Here is an 18,109-nt window from a genome sequence, read left to right on the forward strand (position 1 = left end):
CCGCCACCCGGCAAATGCTTAACCGCGAGCCACTTTATCTTTCAGCGCCTGCTTCTCTGCAGGCGTCAGGAAGGCAATTTCCAGGCCGTTGATCTGCGCCTGGCGGATTTGATCGCGGCTCAGACCCGCCTGCGGCGCGGCGATGTTGTACTCGTGGATAATATCTACCCCCTGTACCGCCGGATCGTCCGTGTTCAGCGAGGCCAGCACGCCGTGCTCGAGGAAGGTTTTCAGCGGGTGCTTGTCAAGTGAGGCGACGGTGCTGGTCTGAATGTTGGACGTCAGACACGACTCAATCCCGATACGCTGCTCCGCCAGAAAATCCATCAGGGCGCGATCTTCGACCGCCTTCACGCCATGACCGATGCGCTCGGCGCCCAGCTCGCGGATGGCTTGCCAGATACTTTCCGGGCCCGCCGCTTCACCCGCATGCACGGTAATGTGCCAGCCGGCATCGCGCGCGCGGTTGAAATGGGAGAGGAACAGACTGCCCGGGAAGCCCAGCTCATCGCCGGCAAGGTCGACGGCGGTGATGGCATCGCGATGGGCCAGCAGCGCTTCCAGCTCCTGCAGACAGGCGGCTTCGCCGAACGTGCGGCTCATAATGCCGATCAGGCGGGCCTGAACGTCGAAGGTCTTGCAGCCTTCACGCACGCCTTCAATGACCGCTTCTACCACGCCCGCAACGGGCAGGTTGTGGGTCATTGCCATATAGCCCGGCGAGAAGCGCAGCTCAACGTAATGCAGGCCGTTGCGGGCCGCATCTTCAATGTTCTCAAACGCCACACGGCGGCAGGCATCAAGGGACGCCAGCATCTTCACGCCCCAGTCGAGTTTGCTCAGGAAGCTGACCAGGTCCGGTTCATTAGATGTCACCTGTACATGCGGGATCAGAGACTCAAGCGTCTGAGCGGGAAGCGTTAAATTGAACTGGCGGCCAAGATCGAGGATGGTTTGGGCACGAATGTTACCGTCAAGGTGACGATGAATATCAGTTAAAGGCAGGCGTGTATCAATCATGGTCGCACTCTTTTCTGGTTAAAGTGCGCCATATTATAAAAACAAAACGGGGTAAAAAGCTATTTGCGCAAGGGAATATTCCGTTGCGCAAATTGATTACAGGAGCGTGTTAATGCCGGCAATCAGGCGCTGAACCCCTTGTTCCAGCTTGCTGCGCGGGCAGCCGGCGTTAAGCCGCACAAAACCGTTTCCTTCTTTTCCGTAGGTATATCCCGGCATGATGGCGACCTTTTGCTGCTCGATCAGCACCTTTTGCAGAGCCCGATCGTCAACGTTCAGCGGACGCAGGTCAATCCAGGCCAGATAGGTCGCTTCCGGCGGCTGCCAGTTCAGATTCGGAAAAGCGCCGTTTAATTCGCGAGCGATATACGACAAATTCTCTTCGAGATAATGGCGTAAGGCATCCAGCCACGGCGCTCCCTGCTGATAGGCAGCGATATGCGCCGTCAGCGCCAGCACGGCGGGGGAAGAGAGCCCGTCGCGGCCTTTTAGCGCGCTGAGGTAGCCGTTTCGGCTCTCTTCATCGCCGATCAGGCCGTAAGCGCCCGTGAGCGCCGGGATATTAAAGCTTTTCGAGCCGGAAGTAAGAAGCGCCCATTTGCCGCGCGCAACTTTGCTCCACGGCGTGTGACGATGTTCGCCCCACACCATGTCCATATGGATTTCATCGCTGATAACCGCCACGTCATAGCGTGCGCACAGCTCCGCCATGTGCGTCAGTTCATCCCGCGTCCAGACCTTGCCGGTGGGGTTTTGCGGGCTGCACAGCAGCAAAATTTTGTTTTCGGGTTTCGCCAGGGCGGCTTCAAGGGCAGCCATATTTCCTTGCCAGCCTGCCGGCTGTTTTTGCATCTCAACGGGCACAACGTGACGCGCATTGCCCTCAATGGCCTTGTAAAAGGCATCATATGCCGGGGTGTGGACCACCACGCCGTCGCCAGGGGTTGACCAGAGCCGTATCAGCTCGGAAACCATATAGATGACGGAAGGCCCATACACAACGCTTTCAGTATCAATCCGGCTGTTAAAGCGCTGCTGGAACCAGTGCGCGATGGCGGCCAGGAACTCGTCATTTTTCCAGCGGCTGTAACCCAGTACGCCGTGATTAATACGTTCATGCAGCGCGTCGGTAATGCAGGGGGCGGTAGCGAAATCCATATCGGAGATGGTGAAGGGTAGCAAATCGGCTGCACCAAAGCGGTCCGCAACGTAGTCCCACTGCGTACACCAGGTGCCGTGACGATCCACGACGGTTGAGAAATCAAACATGCTTTATTCCTTAACGTAAAACCCCCTCATGGCGAGGGGGTTGAGGCATCAGGCTTCAACTGTTCGCATCAGGGTGGCCAGCTCATCCTTCACTGACTGCACCTGCGGGCCGATGACCACCTGCAAATTGTGCTGATTAAGCTGTACCACGCCGATAGCCCGGTTGGCTTTCAGGGCGTTGGTATCGACTTTCGACATATCTGCCACCGACAGACGCAGGCGGGTAATGCAGTTATCCAGAGAGGTGATGTTATCCGCACCGCCCAACGCCGCCAGGATGGCCGGGGTGTTGTAGCCGGATTTACCCACGGTCCCGGCAACCGCTTGTTCTACGCTGGTGGCGGTATCCGCATCACGACCCGGTGTTTTCAGGTTAAAGCGGGTGATTGCAAAGCGGAAGATGCCGTAGTACACCGCGAACCAGATAGCCGCCACGACCGGCACCAGGTACCACTTGGTGGACAGGCCGTGCAGGATCCCGAACACCACGAAGTCGATCACGTTGCCGTCGGTGTTTCCGATGGTGACGCCCAGCACCGCCATCACGGTAAAGCCCAGACCGGTTAACACGGCGTGAATCAGATACAGCACCGGCGCAACGAACAGGAACAGGAATTCGATTGGCTCAGTGGTACCGCCCACGACGCAGGCGATCACACCGGAGATCAGCAGGCCCTTAATTTTATGACGATTTTCCGGGCGTGCACAGTGGTACATCGCCAGCGCGGCGCCGGGCAGGCCGCCGAGGAAGGCCGGCATTTTACCCTGAGACAGGAAGCGGGTTGCGCTTTCGGAGAAGCCGTGGGTGGTCGGGCAGCTCAGCTGCGCCTGGAAGATGGTCAGCGCGCCGCTCACATCGTGACCGCACACCTCCATGGTACCGCCCGCTTCGGTGAAGCGAATCAGGGCCACCAGGATATGCTGCAGGCCAAACGGCAGCAGCAGGCGCTCGCCGGTGCCGAAGATCATCGGACCAAAGTCTCCCGCACCGTTAATGATGCGGCCAATGCCGTTGATGCCCATCGCGAAGACAGGCCAGATCAGCGGAATGATCAAACCAAACAGGCCCATCACCACCAGGGTGACAATTGGCACAAAGCGGGTGCCGCCGAAGAAGGCCAGGGCATCCGGCAGACGGATATTGTGGAAGCGCTCGTGCAGCATCCAGATGATCACCCCGGCGATCACCGCCCCGAGTATCCCGGTATCAATAGACTGAATGCCAATTACGCTCTGAATGTTGTTGGCTTTCAGCACCGCAGCATCGGTGGTAGGCAGAATGCCTTTTGCGGTGAGCCAGAAGTTGACCGCAAGGTTCATTACCGCGTAACCCACAAACCCGGCAAACGCCGCGACGCCTTTGTTCTCGCGCGCCAGGCCCAGCGGGATAGCGATACAGAACATGACGGGCAGGAAACTGAAGGCGAAGGAGCCGACTTTACTCATCCAGATAAAGATCGCCTGCAGCGCGGGCGCGCCGAGGAACGGGATCAGCGTGATGACGTCTTTACTGCTTAGCGAGCTGCCGATCCCGAGCATGATCCCGCAGAACGAGAGGAGTGCCACGGGCAGCATAAAGGTTTTACCCAGTTGCTGGAAAAATTCCCACAGCGATATTTTTTGTGCTGCTTTCGCCGTCATAAAACGACTCCTTTATTGTTAAAATCAGTTTGTCTGCCTCAATGCTGCGAGAAGATAAAACGTTTTATCAAAGTTTAGTGCGCGCTAAATCACATTCTCAGGCTTTGACTGGTAGTATAAAGATAACGTATTGATAAAACGTTTTACCGATCTCATTTCAGGGAGTCACGCCGACACATGGCTGTAGCGAAAAAAATCACCATCAACGATGTCGCGCTGGCGGCGGGGGTTTCCGTCAGCACCGTTTCTCTGGTGCTGAGCGGGAAAGGGCGTATCTCGCCCGCAACCGGCCAGCGGGTTAACGAGGCGGTTGAGCAGTTGGGCTTTGTGCGTAATCGCCAGGCGTCGGCGCTGCGCGGCGGGCAAAGCGGGGTGATTGGCCTGATTGTCCGCGACCTGACGTCACCGTTCTATGCGGAGCTGACCGCAGGGTTAACCGAAGCGCTTGAAGCGCAGGGGCGAATGGTCTTTCTGCTGCACGGCGGGCGCGAGGCCGAACAGCTCCTCTCCCGGCTCGATATGCTGCTAAACCAGGGGGTAGACGGGGTGATCGTCGCCGGGGCGTCGTGCGTGGGCAGCGAGCTGTGCGAGCGAGCCGCCGAAAAAGGCGTACCGCTGGTGTTTGCTTCACGCGCCAGCTACCTGGACGAGGCCGATACGCTGCGACCGGATAACATGCAGGCCGCGCAAATGTTGACCGAACATCTTATTCGTCGCGGGCATCAGCGCATCGCCTGGCTGGGCGGGAAAAGCTCATCCCTGACGCGCGCCGAGCGGGTAGGCGGCTACTGCGCGACGCTGATTAAATACGGCCTGCCGTTCCACAGCGAATGGGTCGTGGAGTGTGAATCCAGCCAGAAGAAAGCGGCGGAAGCGATAGGCGCGCTGCTGCGAAGCAGCCCGACGATCAGCGCCGTGATTTGCTATAACGACGTGATTGCCATGGGCGCCTGGTTTGGCCTGATCCGCGCCGGACGCCAGAGCGGCGAGGGTGGGGTAGAAACGTTCTTCGGCCATCAGGTGGCGCTGGGGGCATTCGCCGACGTCGGCGAAAACGCGCTGGACGATCTCCCGATCGTCTGGGCCACGACCCCCGCGCGGGAGATGGGCTACACGCTGGCGGACAGAATCATGCAGCGCATCGACAATACGGATGTCCAGGCCGGGCACCAGATTGTGGCGGCGCGGCTAGTGACGGTGAAATAACCTCAGGTATTTTGCGTAAGCGGGTTGAGCAGCAGCTCGGCTTCAAGGGCTTCCACAAACTTTCGTGCTTTTGCCGGGATCAGGCGGGAGGTCGGATAAACCGCCCACACGGCCAGTGATTCCGGCTGGGCATCCTCCAGGACGATGCGTACCAGTTTCCCCTCTCTGAACGCCGGTTCTACGTACCAGCGAGATAGATTGGCGATGCCCATCCCGCCGAGGCAGGCTTCGAAAATGGCCTCGACAGAGTTCGCGGAGAATCGTCCCGATACCTTCTGTTTGTAGCGCTGTTCGCCCTGTTCGAAAGACCAGTGGACCGTGTCTGACGTGGTCAGACAGCTATGTGCCGCCAGGTCGTTAAGCGATTTTGGATAACCGTTTGCTGCCAGATACTCCGCGCTGGCGCAGAGGTCGCGAGGGTTATGGCACAGGCGATGGGCAACGAGCCGGTTATCGCGCAGCGGCGCAATGCGCAACGCCACGTCTATGCCTTTGCCGACAATATCAACCTGTTCGTCGGTGGCGAGTAAATCGACCTGCAGGGCGGGATGCTGCTGCATGAACCGGGTCAGCATGGGAGCCACAATCTTCCGGCCAAACCCCGCTGAGGCGGTAATGCGCAGGCGTCCGGAAAGGTGGGTCCCGTCGGGAAACAGGTCGGCAAGCGCGTTGCTTTTATCTTCCAGTAGCGCCTGCGCGTGAGGGAGAAAAATATCTCCGTCGCTGGTGGGCGAGAGCGAACGCGTGGTGCGGTGTACCAGCCGAACCCCCAGCTCCGCTTCGAGATGAGTCAGGGCGCGCGACGCGGCCATGGCGCTCATGGAGAGCCGACGCGCGGCGCCGGCGAGGCTACCCGCCCTGACGGCTTCAACAAAAACTTCAATATCTTCCAGTCTCATTATCTCGTTTTTCGTTATGCTGACTTATCAAATTACATATCTACATTATTTGTCGTTACGCTGCCATAGTCTCTTCACATCCTGATAAACATGAATGTGGAGTGAAAATGAAAAAGTTGAAAACGGTTCTGGCGTTGAGCGGCCTGCTGTTTGCGAGCGCAACGTGGGCAGATGCACCCGCGCAGATGAAACAGCAGGTCCCCGGCTATTATCGCCTTGCCGTAGGGGAGTACGAGGTGACGGCGCTGTTCGACGGCTATAACGATCTTTCGCCCACGCTGTTGCAAGGCCTTTCACCCGACGCGGTTCGCAAACTGCTGGCACAACAAAAAATTGATGCCGAGCGCATGCCTACCGCCTTCAACGCCTTTCTGGTGAATACCGGTAAACACCTGGTCATGATTGACAGCGGGGGCGGGCACTGCATGGCGGAAACGGCCGGCCAGCTCATCGGCAATATGAACGCATCAGGTTATCGCCCTGAGCAGGTCGATACGATTTTCCTGACCCACCTTCATCTTGACCACGTGTGTGGCCTGAGCGATGCGGACGGTAAGGCGTTGTTCCCCAATGCGACCGTTTATGTGCCGCAGGGGGAGGCCGATTACTGGCTCGATCCGGCTAAGGAAGCGAGCGCGCCTGCGAATGCGAAACCCTATTTCGCTATCGCCAGGAATGCATTGGCTGCGTATAAAGCAGCCGGACATCTCAAAACCTTTGTCCCGCCCGCTTCGCCTATTCCTGAAGTCCAGACGGCCTATGCCGTTGGCCATACGCCCGGCAGCACCGTTTATCGGTTTGCTTCACAGGGAACGGCTATTAACTTCACTGGAGATCTGATACATGCTCCTGCCGTCCAGTTCCCGCATCCTGAAGTGTCTATTCGTTTCGATGTCGAACCGAAAAAAGCCGTATCATCCCGCGCGCAGGAATTTAACGCGCTGGCGAAAGACGGCGAGTTGATGGCCGCGGCGCATCTGCCTTTCCCGGGTATCGGGCATATCACCGCCTGGCAGCAGGGCTACCGCTGGAATCCGGTAAATTACGGTCCTTATCAACGCGCAGCCCATGTGCCTCTGCTGAAATAAAGTGAGGTTATCCGCATGAAAAGTTACACCGTAACGGCAAACGGTATCCGTCAGTTTGTGGTCGAAGAGGGTGAAGGCGCGCCGGTTATTCTTTTGCATGGTTTTCCAGAGACAAACTATGCCTGGCGCCATCAGATGCCGGTTTTATCCCGCCACTATCGCGTGATTGCGCCCGATCTCCGCGGATATGGGGAAACGGATAAACCGGCCTCCGGCTATGATAAACGGAACATGGCGCGTGACATCCGTGAACTGATGCGGGTGCTGGGTCTGGAGAAAGTGGTGCTGATAGGGCACGATCGCGGGGCGCGGGTTGCGACCCGCTTTGCGAAAGATTATCCCGAGTTACTTGACCGCCTGGTGGTGATGGACAACGTGCCAACGCGTATCGTGGCGCGCGATCTGAATGCTTCAATTGCGCGTGCATACTGGTTCTTCCTGTTTCATCTTGTGCCCGACCTGCCGGAAGCCCTGATTGCGGGTCGAGAAAACGTATGGCTGCGCCACTTTTTCTCGGACTGGACCTACGACCCGTCTACCATCAGCGGCGAGGCGTTTGACACCTATGTACGTGCGTATCAGGCGCCGGGTGCCGTGCGGGGCGCAATGGCTGACTATCGCGCCAACGCAGAGGATGTGGCGCAGGATCTGGCAGACGCTGACGTGAAAATTACCTGCCCGGTAATGTCGCTTTGGGGCAATGACTTTCACGCGGTTGGCAAGCTCTTCGATATGCAAAGCGTCTGGGCCGAAATGGCGGATAACCTGCGGGCGTACGGTATTGACGAGTGCGGTCATCTGCCGCAGGAGGAGCAGCCGGAGAAAGTGAACGCGCTGCTGCTGGATTTCCTGACGGGATGGAAAATTTAACGGGCAATAAAAAACCCCTCATGCGAGGGGTTTTGTTGTTTACTGCTGCGGCGCTGCCGGTTCGGCTGGCGCTGCGGGTTCAGCCGGTTCCGGCATGCCCAGCGTCGGCATACCAAACATCCCGACGAAGTCCTCCAGCGGCATTTTATCGCCGTTGAGCGTCACCTGGCCGTTGGCATACTGCAGGCTGGTGGAAATCGTGTTGTTGTCCACCTTCGTGATGCGGAACATCTGGCCCATCGCCGCCAGGCCTTTCACCTGCTGGTTCGCCAGCTTGCCGGCGTCTTCATCACCGTAGCCTTCCAGCTTCGCAATCTGGGTCATAAACTCGGTCGCCATATCCATCGGGATGGTCAGCTTGCTGTCGAGCGACTTCACGCTGCGATCCACTTCCTGCGCCAGCGTCTGAGGTTCACCCGTTGCGGTTGCCGGATCTTTCAGGAACAGAGACAGGTTAAAGCTGGTTTCGCCTTTGCTGTTCTTCCAGCTCAGCGGCGCAACGGTTACCACCGGCTCGCCCTTCAGCAGGATAGGCAGGTTGTTGAACAGCACCGCCATGGCCTGCTGCTGGTACACCTCCGGGTTCTGCTGCAGCGCGGCATCGGTCAGCAGCGCCTGGCTCTCTTTGCTGTATTTCTGGCTAAATTCGTGCCACGCCTGGCCGTCGATATTGCCGATCTTCAGCGAAAGTTTGCCGGTACCAAGATCCTGATTCTGTACCTTCAGGCTCTTCAGGGTGTAGTCCAGCTGCGTGTTGATGCTCTTACCGTCTTTGGAAACGTCGGATGTGCCGTTGATATCCATGCCTTCCAGCACGGCCATCTCTTTGCCTTCAACCGCAATGGCAACCTTGTCGAGAGACAGTTTCTGGTCGCCGATGCGCTCTTTGAAATCGGTCATTCGGCTGTTGCCGTCGGCTTTCAGATTGTTGAAGGTGAGCTGAACTTTTTGGTTATATTCGTTCACGGCATTGACCAGACCGCTTTCCGCTTCACCCGTCAGGGAGAAGACGTTTCCGTCGCGGTCAGCGTCAAGCTTGAAGTGACCGCCGCTAAAGGCGACTTTCTCATTCTCTTTCTCGTAGTTCAGCGCTTTCAGAGCGATATCGGAACTGGTGTCACCGGCATAGCTGATGCGGGTGTCGATCTCGAAAGGTGATTCATTCTTCGCCAGGTCAAACAGCGGTTTGGTCAGGTCGTTGTTCACCAGCACGGTATGAACGGACGCCATTGATGGGATCAGATTAAACGATTTTAACTGCGCCAGCGGGAACGGACCGTGGCTCACCACCTCGTCCAGCACCACGCTCTGGCCCGGTTTCAGCCAGCCATTTTGATTACCTGCCGCCGGCTTCACTACCACCTGCATATGGCTGGTGAACACGCCGCGCTGATAATTCTGGTAGCTTAGCTCAAGACCCGCTTCCGGCGCGCTGCGCTTAATCTCTCCGTTCGCCTGCGCCACCATTTCCGCCAGACGACCTTCCAGCTGTTTCCCGGTAAACCAGGAGGCACCCGTCCAGACCACGCCTAACGCTACAATCACTCCAACCGCTACGACCGATTTTTTCATTGCGACTATCCCTAAAATGAAACCAGGCGGTAAAAACCGCCCGGAGATATAAAGCCTGACACTAGCTTAGCAAGAGTTGTTAAAAAATTCAGTAAGTGCCTATAGCTTATTAAAAACGCGAGCCAGGCGACCGGTACCGCTTACGCTCACCGGAGACTCATTCGCCGCAACAAACGCCGACTCGCCCGGTTTGAGCACCAGACGCTCGCTACCTTTATGCAGAGAAGTTTCGCCCTCAACGCAGAACAGGATCGCCGCGCTCTCCTGCGCAATGGTCGTTTCTGTCTGGCTCAGGTCGTGCAGTGAGAAGGCAAAATCCTCAACCGGGATCGGGAAGTCCAGCTCTGCGCCGTTTTTGACCGGCTGCGTCAGCAGCTCTGCGGCAGGTTTCGCCACGAACTTCACGTTGGCAACCAGCTCAGGGATGTCGATGTATTTCGGCGTCAGGCCCGCGCGCAGCACGTTGTCGGAGTTGGCCATCACCTCCAGCGCCACGCCCTGCAGGTAGGCGTGCGGGGTTTCTGCGAACAGGAACATCGCTTCGCCCGGGTTCAGCTTCACCACGTTCAGCAGCAGGGGGGAGAACAGGCCGCTGTCGTCCGGGTAGAACTCAGAAATCAGGCGGATGGTGTCCCACGGCTCACCCTGCTGCGCGTTCAGCGCCGCTTTCAGCACCGCCAGCGCGTGGGATTTCTCTTCACCCTGCATGTTAAGCAGGCTGGCAAACAGCTGGCTCAGGCCTTCAGCATTGGCGTTTTCGAGGAAGTGGGCAATAGCCTTGTTCGCGCCGGCAACCGGCTGCAGCAGAGAAACGATCTCTGAAAATTCGCGGAACGCGTTCATCGCCAGGAATGGGGTCAGCGCAAAAACAAGCTCCGGCTTATGGTTAGGATCTTTGTAGTTACGCTCGGCGGCGTCTAACGGAATACCCGCCGCGTTCTCTTTCGCAAAGCCAATTTCAGAGGCTTTCTTGTTCGGATGAACCTGGATGGAGAGCGGCTGGTCGGCGCACAGCACTTTAAACAGGAACGGCAGTTCGCCGAAGCGCTGAGCAACCTTGTCGCCCAGCAGCGCGGTTTTATCGGCGTCGATCGCGTCGCGCAGGCTGCGTACCTGGCCGCTGGCATCTTCAACTTTTGAGCTGCTCTTCGGGTGCGCACCCATCCACAGTTCTGCCATCGGCAGGTTATTCGGGTTGGCGATACCGTAGAGATCCGTTAACGCAGTTTTACTTCCCCAGGCGTAGTTTTGCACCGAGTTAATGAGTTTTTGCATTATCAAGCCCTGATTCAATTAAGGAATTCACTCCGGGTATTAAAGCAATAAACCACATGGAAGTAACCTGTGGATGTAAAAAGTCGTACTAGTCTCAGTTTTTGTTAAAAAATTGTGTAGGATAAGCTGACTCGCTTTTAAGCCGGGCAGCGGAACATCTGCCCTGAATAAACAGACCGAAGCAGTAAGTGAGAGAACAATGTCGAATAAACCCTTCCATTATCAGGATCCTTTCCCCCTCAGTAAGGATCGGACCGAGTATTACCTGTTAACCCGCGATCATGTCTCCGTCTCTGAGTTTGAAGGACAAGAGATCCTCAAGGTGGATCCGCAGGCGCTGACGCTGCTGGCGCAGCACGCATTCCACGACGCGTCGTTTATGCTCCGTCCTGCGCACCAGCAGCAGGTTGCCGATATTCTGAGCGACCCGCAGGCCAGCGAAAACGATAAATACGTTGCTCTGCAGTTCCTGCGTAACTCCGATATCGCGGCAAAAGGCATTCTGCCGACCTGCCAGGATACCGGCACGGCGATCATCGTCGGTAAAAAAGGCCAGCGCGTCTGGACCGGCGGCGGTGATGAAGCGGCGCTGGCGCACGGCGTTTACAACACCTACATCGAAGACAACCTGCGCTATTCGCAAAACGCGGCGCTGGATATGTATAAAGAGGTCAACACCGGCACCAACCTGCCTGCGCAGATCGATCTCTACAGCGTGGACGGTGACGAGTACAAATTCCTCTGTATCGCCAAAGGCGGCGGTTCAGCCAACAAAACCTATCTCTACCAGGAAACCAAAGCGCTGCTCACCCCGGGCAAGCTGAAGAACTACCTGGTTGAGAAAATGCGCACGCTCGGCACCGCGGCGTGCCCGCCGTACCATATCGCCTTTGTGATTGGCGGTACGTCGGCGGAAAGCACGCTGAAAACCGTGAAGCTGGCCTCAACCAAATACTACGACGGTCTGCCCACCGAAGGTAACGAGCACGGCCAGGCGTTCCGCGACGTTCAGCTTGAGCAGGAGCTGCTGGAAGAAGCGCGCAATCTGGGCCTCGGCGCGCAGTTTGGCGGCAAATACTTTGCCCACGACGTGCGCGTGATCCGTCTGCCGCGTCACGGCGCATCCTGCCCGGTCGGGATGGGCGTGTCCTGCTCTGCGGATCGCAACATCAAGGCGAAGATCAACCGCGACGGCATCTGGATCGAAAAGCTGGAAAACAACCCGGGCAAATACATCCCGGAAGCGCTGCGTAAAGCGGGCGAGGGCGAAGCGGTTCGCGTTGACCTGAACCGTCCGATGAAAGAGATCCTGGCGCAGCTTTCGCAGTATCCGGTCTCGACCCGTCTCTCCCTGAACGGCACGATTATCGTGGGCCGCGACATCGCACATGCGAAGCTGAAGGAGCGTCTGGACAGCGGCGAAGGGCTGCCGCAGTACATTAAAGATCACCCGATCTACTACGCGGGCCCGGCGAAAACGCCTGAAGGCTATGCCTCTGGCTCGTTAGGCCCCACCACGGCTGGCCGTATGGACTCGTACGTTGACCAGCTGCAGGCCAACGGCGGCAGCATGATCATGCTGGCGAAAGGCAACCGTAGCCAGCAGGTGACGGACGCTTGCCACAAGCACGGCGGCTTTTACCTCGGCAGCATCGGCGGCCCGGCTGCGGTGCTGGCGCAGGGCAGCATCAAGAGCCTCGAGTGCGTGGAATACCCGGAACTGGGTATGGAGGCTATCTGGAAAATTGAAGTGGAAGATTTCCCGGCGTTTATCCTGGTGGATGACAAAGGTAACGACTTCTTCAAACAGATCCAATCTTCTCAGTGTTCGGCCTGCGTGAAGTAATTCTGTAAATTGCCGGGTGGCGGCTGCGCCTTACCCGGCCTACGTGTTCGGTAGGTCGGGTAAGCGTCAGCGCCACCCGACGCCAAAAAGAGCGCACAAAGCGCCATAACGTTTCTCAGAAGTCATCAATACTTATCCCTTAAGCATGTGAGCAATCCCGACAGTGTTATCAAGGAGAAAGTAATGACAACGGTACGCCATGAGAAAGACTCTATGGGCGCAATCGAGGTTCCGGGCGACAAGCTTTGGGGCGCGCAAACCCAGCGTTCGCTGGAACATTTCCGTATTTCGACCGAAAAAATGCCCGTCTCGCTGATCCAGGCGCTGGCGCTCACCAAACGTGCAGCCGCGAAAGTAAACCAGGATCTGGGCCTGCTGGCGGCAGACAAGGCCACCGCCATTATCAATGCCGCCGACGAAGTGCTGGCGGGCAAGCATCCCGACGAATTCCCCCTCGCCATCTGGCAGACCGGTTCCGGCACTCAAAGCAATATGAACATGAACGAAGTGCTGGCAAACCGGGCCAGTGAGCTGCTGGGCGGCGTGCGCGGCATGGAGCGCAAGGTTCACCCGAACGATGACGTGAACAAAAGCCAGAGCTCTAACGACGTCTTCCCGACGGCGATGCACGTGGCGGCGGTGATCGCTGTCCGCGAGCAGCTTATCCCCCAGCTCAACGTGCTCAAATCCACGCTCAACGAGAAGGCGCAGGCCTTCCGCGACATCGTTAAAATTGGTCGTACGCACCTGCAGGACGCCACGCCGCTGACGCTCGGCCAGGAGATTTCCGGCTGGGTGGCGATGCTGGAACATAACCTGAAGCATATTGAGTACAGCCTGCCGCATCTGGCGGAGCTGGCGCTCGGCGGTACGGCGGTCGGTACCGGGCTAAATACCCATCCTGAATACGCGGTGCGCGTGGCTGAGGAGCTTGCAGCCATCACCGGGCAGCCGTTTGTCACCGCACCTAATAAGTTCGAAGCCCTGGCGACCTGCGATGCGCTGGTTCATACCCACGGCGCGCTGAAAGGGCTGGCAGCATCATTAATGAAAATCGCCAACGACGTGCGCTGGCTGGCCTCCGGTCCACGCTGCGGTATCGGTGAAATCAGCATTCCGGAAAACGAGCCGGGCAGCTCTATCATGCCGGGTAAGGTTAACCCGACCCAGTGCGAAGCCATGACCATGCTCTGCTGTCAGGTAATGGGCAACGATGTAGCCGTCAATATGGGGGGCGCATCCGGCAACTTCGAGCTGAACGTCTATCGCCCGATGGTGATCCACAACGTTCTGCAATCGATTCGTCTGCTGGCGGACGGGATGGAGAGCTTTAACGAGCACTGCGCGGTGGGCATTGAGCCAAACCGCGAGCGCATCACCCAGCTGTTGAATGAGTCATTAATGCTGGTGACCGCACTCAATACCCATATCGGCTACGACAAGGCCGCCGAGATTGCCAAGAAAGCGCATAAAGAGGGGCTAACGCTGAAAGCCTCCGCCCTGGCGCTGGGCTATCTGACGGAGGTAGAGTTTGACGCCTGGGTACGCCCGGAAGCGATGGTCGGCAGTCTGCAATAGTCATCCCGCCACGTACAGGTGCAGCCGCGGAATAATCAGCTGTAGCGGTTGCGCCTGAGGTCTGTAACGGTGCTGAACATTTTCAGCATCGTAATTCAACAGCTCGCCAATATCCGGCACGATGGCTCCCTTATCGGCATCATAAAGCGCAATCAGGGGCGTCGGGCAGGCGTACTGCACCTGTTTTTGCTGGCCGGAATACCAGACGCGGGCGATGGGCTGAACCTTCACCGGGCGCTTGATCTTGAGCCGCGTATCCGCCGGCAGTGAAGCGATGCTGTGATATTCCTGCTCCAGGCGCTCGATCCACTGCTCACGCGACCACGGTGCGACGGTGCGCGGCGCCTTCAGGCTTTTTTCCAGCAGCGCCAGAACCTCATCCCGGGTGAAGTTTTTAATGATGTGCTTGTTCGCCCAGCCGAAGCGCAGCGTGGCGGGGTGGTGCAGTACCGTCAGCGTGCGGTAGGCATTCAGGGTAATTAGCCCCGGAAGCTGGCGGTGCACCCACTCAAACCGGGCGGCAGGGGCCAGGCCCGACTCTTCGGTGACGATCTTTTCAAACGTCGCTTTCAGGGCGTTGATGTGGGCAATCTGGTTTTCCAGCGCCTCGCGCGCTGCGGCATCGGTTTGCAGGCAGATCACGCCAGGCAGGCGCACGGCCGCCTTGCTGCTGCGCTGTTCTGACTGCTGCTGGATAAAGAGGTGGCGATAGTGTTTCATCGCAAGCTCTAGTGCGGCGCTACCGATATGCTGTTTCACCTCGATGGTATCCAGCGGATCGTGCTCGGCCCCTTTGACCACGTCGGGCAGGGTAAAGACGCGCGCGGCCAGCAGGCGGCAGGTCTGCAAACGTTCGGTCAGGGTAAGTAGCTCGTGCTCTATTTCGCGAAAGGTGCTGTTCAGCCTTTCGATGAGATCGTAGGTTGCCATAAACACTCTCATTAGTTACAACATACTTATCATATAGCACAGCACGCCGGGTCAGGCCAGCGTGCGGTTTAGGTCAGGCAGGAACGGGAAGGGCGATATTATGGTATACCGGCCAGCTAAAGCAGAAGCGCGCGCCGCCAAGCTCGCTCTCCTCGCAATGCACCGTGCCGCCCATTGCCTGCGCGATAGAGTAGACAATTGCCAGCCCCAGGCCACATCCTCCGGTGGCGCGGTCGCGGCTCGGATCGAGGCGGACAAACGGTTCAAACACGGTTTCGCGGGCTTCCGGGGCAATCCCCGGTCCGTCATCCTCAACCGTCAGGCTGGCCTGGTTGCCCTGCAAATCCAGGCCAATCTGGAGCGTACTTTCGCTGTAGCGCATGGCGTTGTTGATCAGATTATCCAGCACGCGCTCCATCAGGCGCATATCGAGCGCGCCGTAATCGCCCGGCGTGACGCGGGTCAACAGCGTGCGCTGCGGGTTCACGCTCTGGACATCATCAATGTGGGTTTGCAGCCAGTCAGGCAGGTCCGGCGTGCTGAGGTTAAGTTCGTTCTGCGGACGATCGAGACGCGCGTAGGTCAGCAGCTCCTCGATCAGCGCTTCAAGCTGACCAATATCGCGGTTAAGGGCCTGAGACTCCGCTTCCGTCAGATTCTCGCTCATCTCCAGACGATAGCGCAGGCGAACTAGCGGGGTACGCAGCTCGTGCGCAATCCCGTCAATGAGTTGCTTCTTGCTGGCGATAAGGGCATTGATATTATCGGCCATCTGGTTAAAGGCCACGCCCAGACGTTCAAAGCTGGAGCCGCTGTCGAAGTGAATACGCTCGGTGAAATGCCCCTCGCCAAAACGCTGCGCGGCGGATTCGAGCTTCAGCATGTCCTGCCAGTGCGGACGCATCCAGATAAAGACCGGAAACGCGAGCGAAATGGCGATAAAGGCCATCAGCGCCATGTCCAGAAGACGCATCTGATGCAAATAATAGAGATAGGGCACCGGCCCGACGGCCAGCACGTAGTGGCTGCGCGGAATTCGCTGGATAAAGGTATATTTCTCATCCAGCGCGATGATGTCCCCATCGCGCAGACGCTGCATGGCGGGCGGATCCAGCACGAAATCTTTCAACGGCTCGATGCGTAAATCGAACGACAGGTTCAGATCCAGCTCTTTCAGGGTTTTAGCCCAGTCGTGGGGTGGGATCTCTCTCAGCTCGCTGCGCATCAGATACAGCGAGCTTTTCATCAGGTCATCCAGAGACTGCCTGCCCGCACGTTCGGCGGTAAATTTATACACCAGCCCGACCAGCATGGTCATGACCAGGAAGCAGACAAACAGCAAAAGATAAAACTGCACAAACAGCTTTTTCATTAAATATCACCGGAAAATCAAATAGTTAACTACTTTTCTTTAACCTTCAGGGGCACTATAGGGGCATTTGCATATCCGCCAAAGCGCTGATTCAAAAATGATACCTGATCGCTATCGAGAGCATTTATCCACGCAGAGTATACATGGAAGACCATTTCTGCATTCTCATGACCCATCTGATTCGCTATAAAAGCAGGATTAGCACCTGCCGACAACATCCAGCAAGCGTATGTATGACGCAGCTGATAGGGGCGCCTGCGGCGAATGCCCGATCGTCTTACTGTAATGTCCCATAGTGACACAATTGAGCTGACTGAATAGTACGCAGCTTGCTTGCCTTTCTGAGGTCGAGGCATAAACACAAAGTGCAGTTTCTGCGTTTCCGTTTTACCGAACTCCCGGTGGTGAAAAGTGATTGGTACCTTAGGGGCACTCCCGGTAAGTTCCTTTTGAGCTCGCAAAGCCTCCAGAGCCGGCTCCAGTAACTTTATCGTCCGGTATCCAGCTTCGGTTTTGGGTGGTCCAAACAAACCTTCCTGAGTTAGATTGCGTGCAATCGTAGCTTCGCCGGAATTAAGATCGATATCCTCCCAGGCAAGAGCGCAAAGCTCCCCGGGCCGAACGCCGGTATAAGCGAAAAATTGCCACATGTTTTTCTGCTGAGCCGGAGCAGTCTCTTTCAACTGCTCAAACTCATGTCTCAGAAGCGGATCTGGTTTTGTTTGCCCTTTGCGAAGCCTTTTTATTCCGACATATGGTTGATATGAAATGACTTTATTTTTAACCGCATAGTCGAGGATTTGTCGCAGGATGGCCAGATAATAATCTACTGTTCTAACGGCGCGGCCGGTTTTATTTCTCCTCTTTTCGGGAGCATAGTTGGTCTCGCCAGTCAGTAATTCCTTTCTCCAGCCCAGAATGTCGCTGTTGGTGATGGATGCAACCAGCGTATCAGGGCCGATTAGTTTTGTTAACGTTCTTACAGCTATCCCATAGCTTCTTGTGGCATTGGGGGAGAGATCGATTTTATGGTTTTCATACCAGGCTGATGCAAGTTCGGCGAACGTCGTAATATTTTTAGATGCATAAAACTTTGCTGCTACCTTTGACTCCGGAAACACGCCCCGGTAGTCAAAAGTGCCCAGCTGAATCTCGCTAACAATTTTGGCCCTTAGATTCCCGGCTTTTTTGAGATTCGAAGCATTTACGATCCATCCTTTCAATGTTTCTCGGCATCTAACGCCCTGAAACTTGAAACTAATTCGTATTTTATTGTTATGGATCTCAACACCCGTTGGCATTGCAGCCATTATGCCTCCTTCACAAACCTGTTAATGTTTGGGATGTTGTACCAGACAAGTCCTCGCTCTTCGGAGCTGCTTCCATCCAATGGGATTCTCTTAAAATGAACACCTTCTACCCAGGAGGTTTGGCGATAGCTTTTAATCTGACGATCGGTAAGGCCTGTCTTCTCTTTTAGTTTTGAAGCAACGCCCCATTCTGAATCGTAAATTACCTGCGACATAGTTCACCTCAGGTAACC

General features: G+C 56.8%; 15 protein-coding genes. 5 read left to right on the forward strand and 10 right to left on the reverse strand.

What is annotated here, in order from left to right; genetic code table 11:
* Positions 1-18 precede the first annotated feature (18 nt).
* The 3 genes from add to malX form a co-directional block, all read right to left on the reverse strand.
* Positions 19-1,020 carry an adenosine deaminase gene (gene add, locus ACWHWP_RS09925; RefSeq protein ID WP_447855486.1) on the reverse strand — a complete coding sequence of 334 codons (1,002 nt, stop codon included), beginning with the start codon at positions 1,018-1,020 and terminating at the stop codon, positions 19-21.
* Positions 1,021-1,116: 96 nt separating this feature from the next.
* The gene (locus tag ACWHWP_RS09930; RefSeq protein WP_063956062.1) at positions 1,117-2,289 is read right to left on the reverse strand and encodes a MalY/PatB family protein; all 1,173 of its coding nucleotides are present in this window, start codon (positions 2,287-2,289) and stop codon (positions 1,117-1,119) included.
* A gap of 48 nt (positions 2,290-2,337) precedes the next feature.
* Positions 2,338-3,930 carry a maltose/glucose-specific PTS transporter subunit IIBC gene (gene malX, locus ACWHWP_RS09935; RefSeq protein WP_059312013.1) on the reverse strand — a complete coding sequence of 531 codons (1,593 nt, stop codon included), beginning with the start codon at positions 3,928-3,930 and terminating at the stop codon, positions 2,338-2,340.
* Positions 3,931-4,107: 177 nt separating this feature from the next.
* On the opposite strand from malX, the gene ACWHWP_RS09940 reads away from it, so the two are divergent.
* Positions 4,108-5,136 (forward strand): Mal regulon transcriptional regulator MalI, encoded by a 1,029-nt coding sequence (locus ACWHWP_RS09940; protein ID WP_447855487.1) that lies wholly within the window; start codon positions 4,108-4,110, stop codon positions 5,134-5,136.
* Between the two features lie 2 nt (positions 5,137-5,138).
* Here ACWHWP_RS09940 and ACWHWP_RS09945 read toward each other — a convergent pair whose 3' ends face one another.
* On the reverse strand, positions 5,139-6,035 hold the full coding sequence (locus ACWHWP_RS09945; protein ID WP_063429067.1) for a LysR family transcriptional regulator: 897 nt from the start codon (positions 6,033-6,035) through the stop codon (positions 5,139-5,141).
* A 107-nt stretch (positions 6,036-6,142) separates the two neighbouring features.
* Between ACWHWP_RS09945 and ACWHWP_RS09950 the strand changes: the two genes are divergently transcribed.
* Together ACWHWP_RS09950 and ACWHWP_RS09955 are read left to right on the forward strand one after the other, a co-directional pair.
* Positions 6,143-7,123 carry an MBL fold metallo-hydrolase gene (locus tag ACWHWP_RS09950; RefSeq protein ID WP_063429065.1) on the forward strand — a complete coding sequence of 327 codons (981 nt, stop codon included), beginning with the start codon at positions 6,143-6,145 and terminating at the stop codon, positions 7,121-7,123.
* Positions 7,124-7,138: 15 nt separating this feature from the next.
* Entirely contained in the window at positions 7,139-7,993 is an 855-nt protein-coding gene (locus ACWHWP_RS09955; RefSeq protein WP_063429063.1) for an alpha/beta fold hydrolase, read from the forward strand.
* Positions 7,994-8,032: 39 nt separating this feature from the next.
* On the opposite strand, the gene ACWHWP_RS09960 is transcribed toward ACWHWP_RS09955, so the two are convergent.
* Positions 8,033-9,565: a YdgA family protein gene (locus ACWHWP_RS09960; RefSeq protein WP_059312009.1), complete on the reverse strand. Its 1,533-nt coding sequence runs from the start codon at positions 9,563-9,565 to the stop codon at positions 8,033-8,035.
* 99 nt (positions 9,566-9,664) lie between these two features.
* The gene (gene manA / locus ACWHWP_RS09965; RefSeq protein ID WP_447855488.1) at positions 9,665-10,840 is read right to left on the reverse strand and encodes a mannose-6-phosphate isomerase; all 1,176 of its coding nucleotides are present in this window, start codon (positions 10,838-10,840) and stop codon (positions 9,665-9,667) included.
* Positions 10,841-11,039: 199 nt separating this feature from the next.
* Here manA and fumA point away from each other — a divergent pair, with 199 nt between their 5' ends.
* Positions 11,040-12,686: a class I fumarate hydratase FumA gene (fumA, locus tag ACWHWP_RS09970; RefSeq protein ID WP_447855489.1), complete on the forward strand. Its 1,647-nt coding sequence runs from the start codon at positions 11,040-11,042 to the stop codon at positions 12,684-12,686.
* A gap of 183 nt (positions 12,687-12,869) precedes the next feature.
* Complete coding sequence (gene fumC / locus ACWHWP_RS09975) at positions 12,870-14,264, forward strand: class II fumarate hydratase (protein WP_447855490.1); 1,395 nt, start codon at positions 12,870-12,872, stop codon at positions 14,262-14,264.
* Here the strand turns inward: fumC and tus are convergent, their stop codons facing one another.
* The 4 genes from tus to xisR form a co-directional block, all read right to left on the reverse strand.
* A complete protein-coding gene (tus, locus tag ACWHWP_RS09980; protein ID WP_059312005.1) occupies positions 14,265-15,194 on the reverse strand; it encodes a DNA replication terminus site-binding protein in 930 nt (309 codons plus the stop codon). It lies immediately after the preceding gene.
* A gap of 73 nt (positions 15,195-15,267) precedes the next feature.
* A complete protein-coding gene (gene rstB, locus ACWHWP_RS09985; protein WP_047348766.1) occupies positions 15,268-16,566 on the reverse strand; it encodes a two-component system sensor histidine kinase RstB in 1,299 nt (432 codons plus the stop codon).
* 29 nt (positions 16,567-16,595) lie between these two features.
* A complete protein-coding gene (locus ACWHWP_RS09990) occupies positions 16,596-17,876 on the reverse strand; it encodes an Arm DNA-binding domain-containing protein (RefSeq protein ID WP_447855491.1) in 1,281 nt (426 codons plus the stop codon).
* Positions 17,876-18,091, reverse strand: a complete 216-nt coding sequence (gene xisR, locus ACWHWP_RS09995) for an excisionase family protein (RefSeq protein ID WP_047647992.1) — start codon at positions 18,089-18,091, stop codon at positions 17,876-17,878. Before xisR ends, ACWHWP_RS09990 begins: the two co-directional genes overlap by 1 nt.
* Between the last annotated feature and the right edge of the window lie 18 nt (positions 18,092-18,109).

It is taken from the genome of Enterobacter sp. WI-ESBL-E8, assembly GCF_053364895.1.

Coding starts and splice junctions, on each gene's coding strand:
- fumA (WP_447855489.1), top strand. CDS start 11,040: ATGTCGAATAAACCCTTCCATTATCAGGATCCTTTCCCCCTCAGTAAG.
- ACWHWP_RS09940 (WP_447855487.1), top strand. CDS start 4,108: ATGGCTGTAGCGAAAAAAATCACCATCAACGATGTCGCGCTGGCGGCG.
- xisR (WP_047647992.1), bottom strand. CDS start 18,091: ATGTCGCAGGTAATTTACGATTCAGAATGGGGCGTTGCTTCAAAACTA.
- ACWHWP_RS09950 (WP_063429065.1), top strand. CDS start 6,143: ATGAAAAAGTTGAAAACGGTTCTGGCGTTGAGCGGCCTGCTGTTTGCG.
- rstB (WP_047348766.1), bottom strand. CDS start 16,566: ATGAAAAAGCTGTTTGTGCAGTTTTATCTTTTGCTGTTTGTCTGCTTC.
- ACWHWP_RS09955 (WP_063429063.1), top strand. CDS start 7,139: ATGAAAAGTTACACCGTAACGGCAAACGGTATCCGTCAGTTTGTGGTC.
- add (WP_447855486.1), bottom strand. CDS start 1,020: ATGATTGATACACGCCTGCCTTTAACTGATATTCATCGTCACCTTGAC.
- tus (WP_059312005.1), bottom strand. CDS start 15,194: ATGGCAACCTACGATCTCATCGAAAGGCTGAACAGCACCTTTCGCGAA.
- manA (WP_447855488.1), bottom strand. CDS start 10,840: ATGCAAAAACTCATTAACTCGGTGCAAAACTACGCCTGGGGAAGTAAA.
- ACWHWP_RS09930 (WP_063956062.1), bottom strand. CDS start 2,289: ATGTTTGATTTCTCAACCGTCGTGGATCGTCACGGCACCTGGTGTACG.
- ACWHWP_RS09960 (WP_059312009.1), bottom strand. CDS start 9,565: ATGAAAAAATCGGTCGTAGCGGTTGGAGTGATTGTAGCGTTAGGCGTG.
- ACWHWP_RS09945 (WP_063429067.1), bottom strand. CDS start 6,035: ATGAGACTGGAAGATATTGAAGTTTTTGTTGAAGCCGTCAGGGCGGGT.
- fumC (WP_447855490.1), top strand. CDS start 12,870: ATGACAACGGTACGCCATGAGAAAGACTCTATGGGCGCAATCGAGGTT.
- malX (WP_059312013.1), bottom strand. CDS start 3,930: ATGACGGCGAAAGCAGCACAAAAAATATCGCTGTGGGAATTTTTCCAG.
- ACWHWP_RS09990 (WP_447855491.1), bottom strand. CDS start 17,876: ATGGCTGCAATGCCAACGGGTGTTGAGATCCATAACAATAAAATACGA.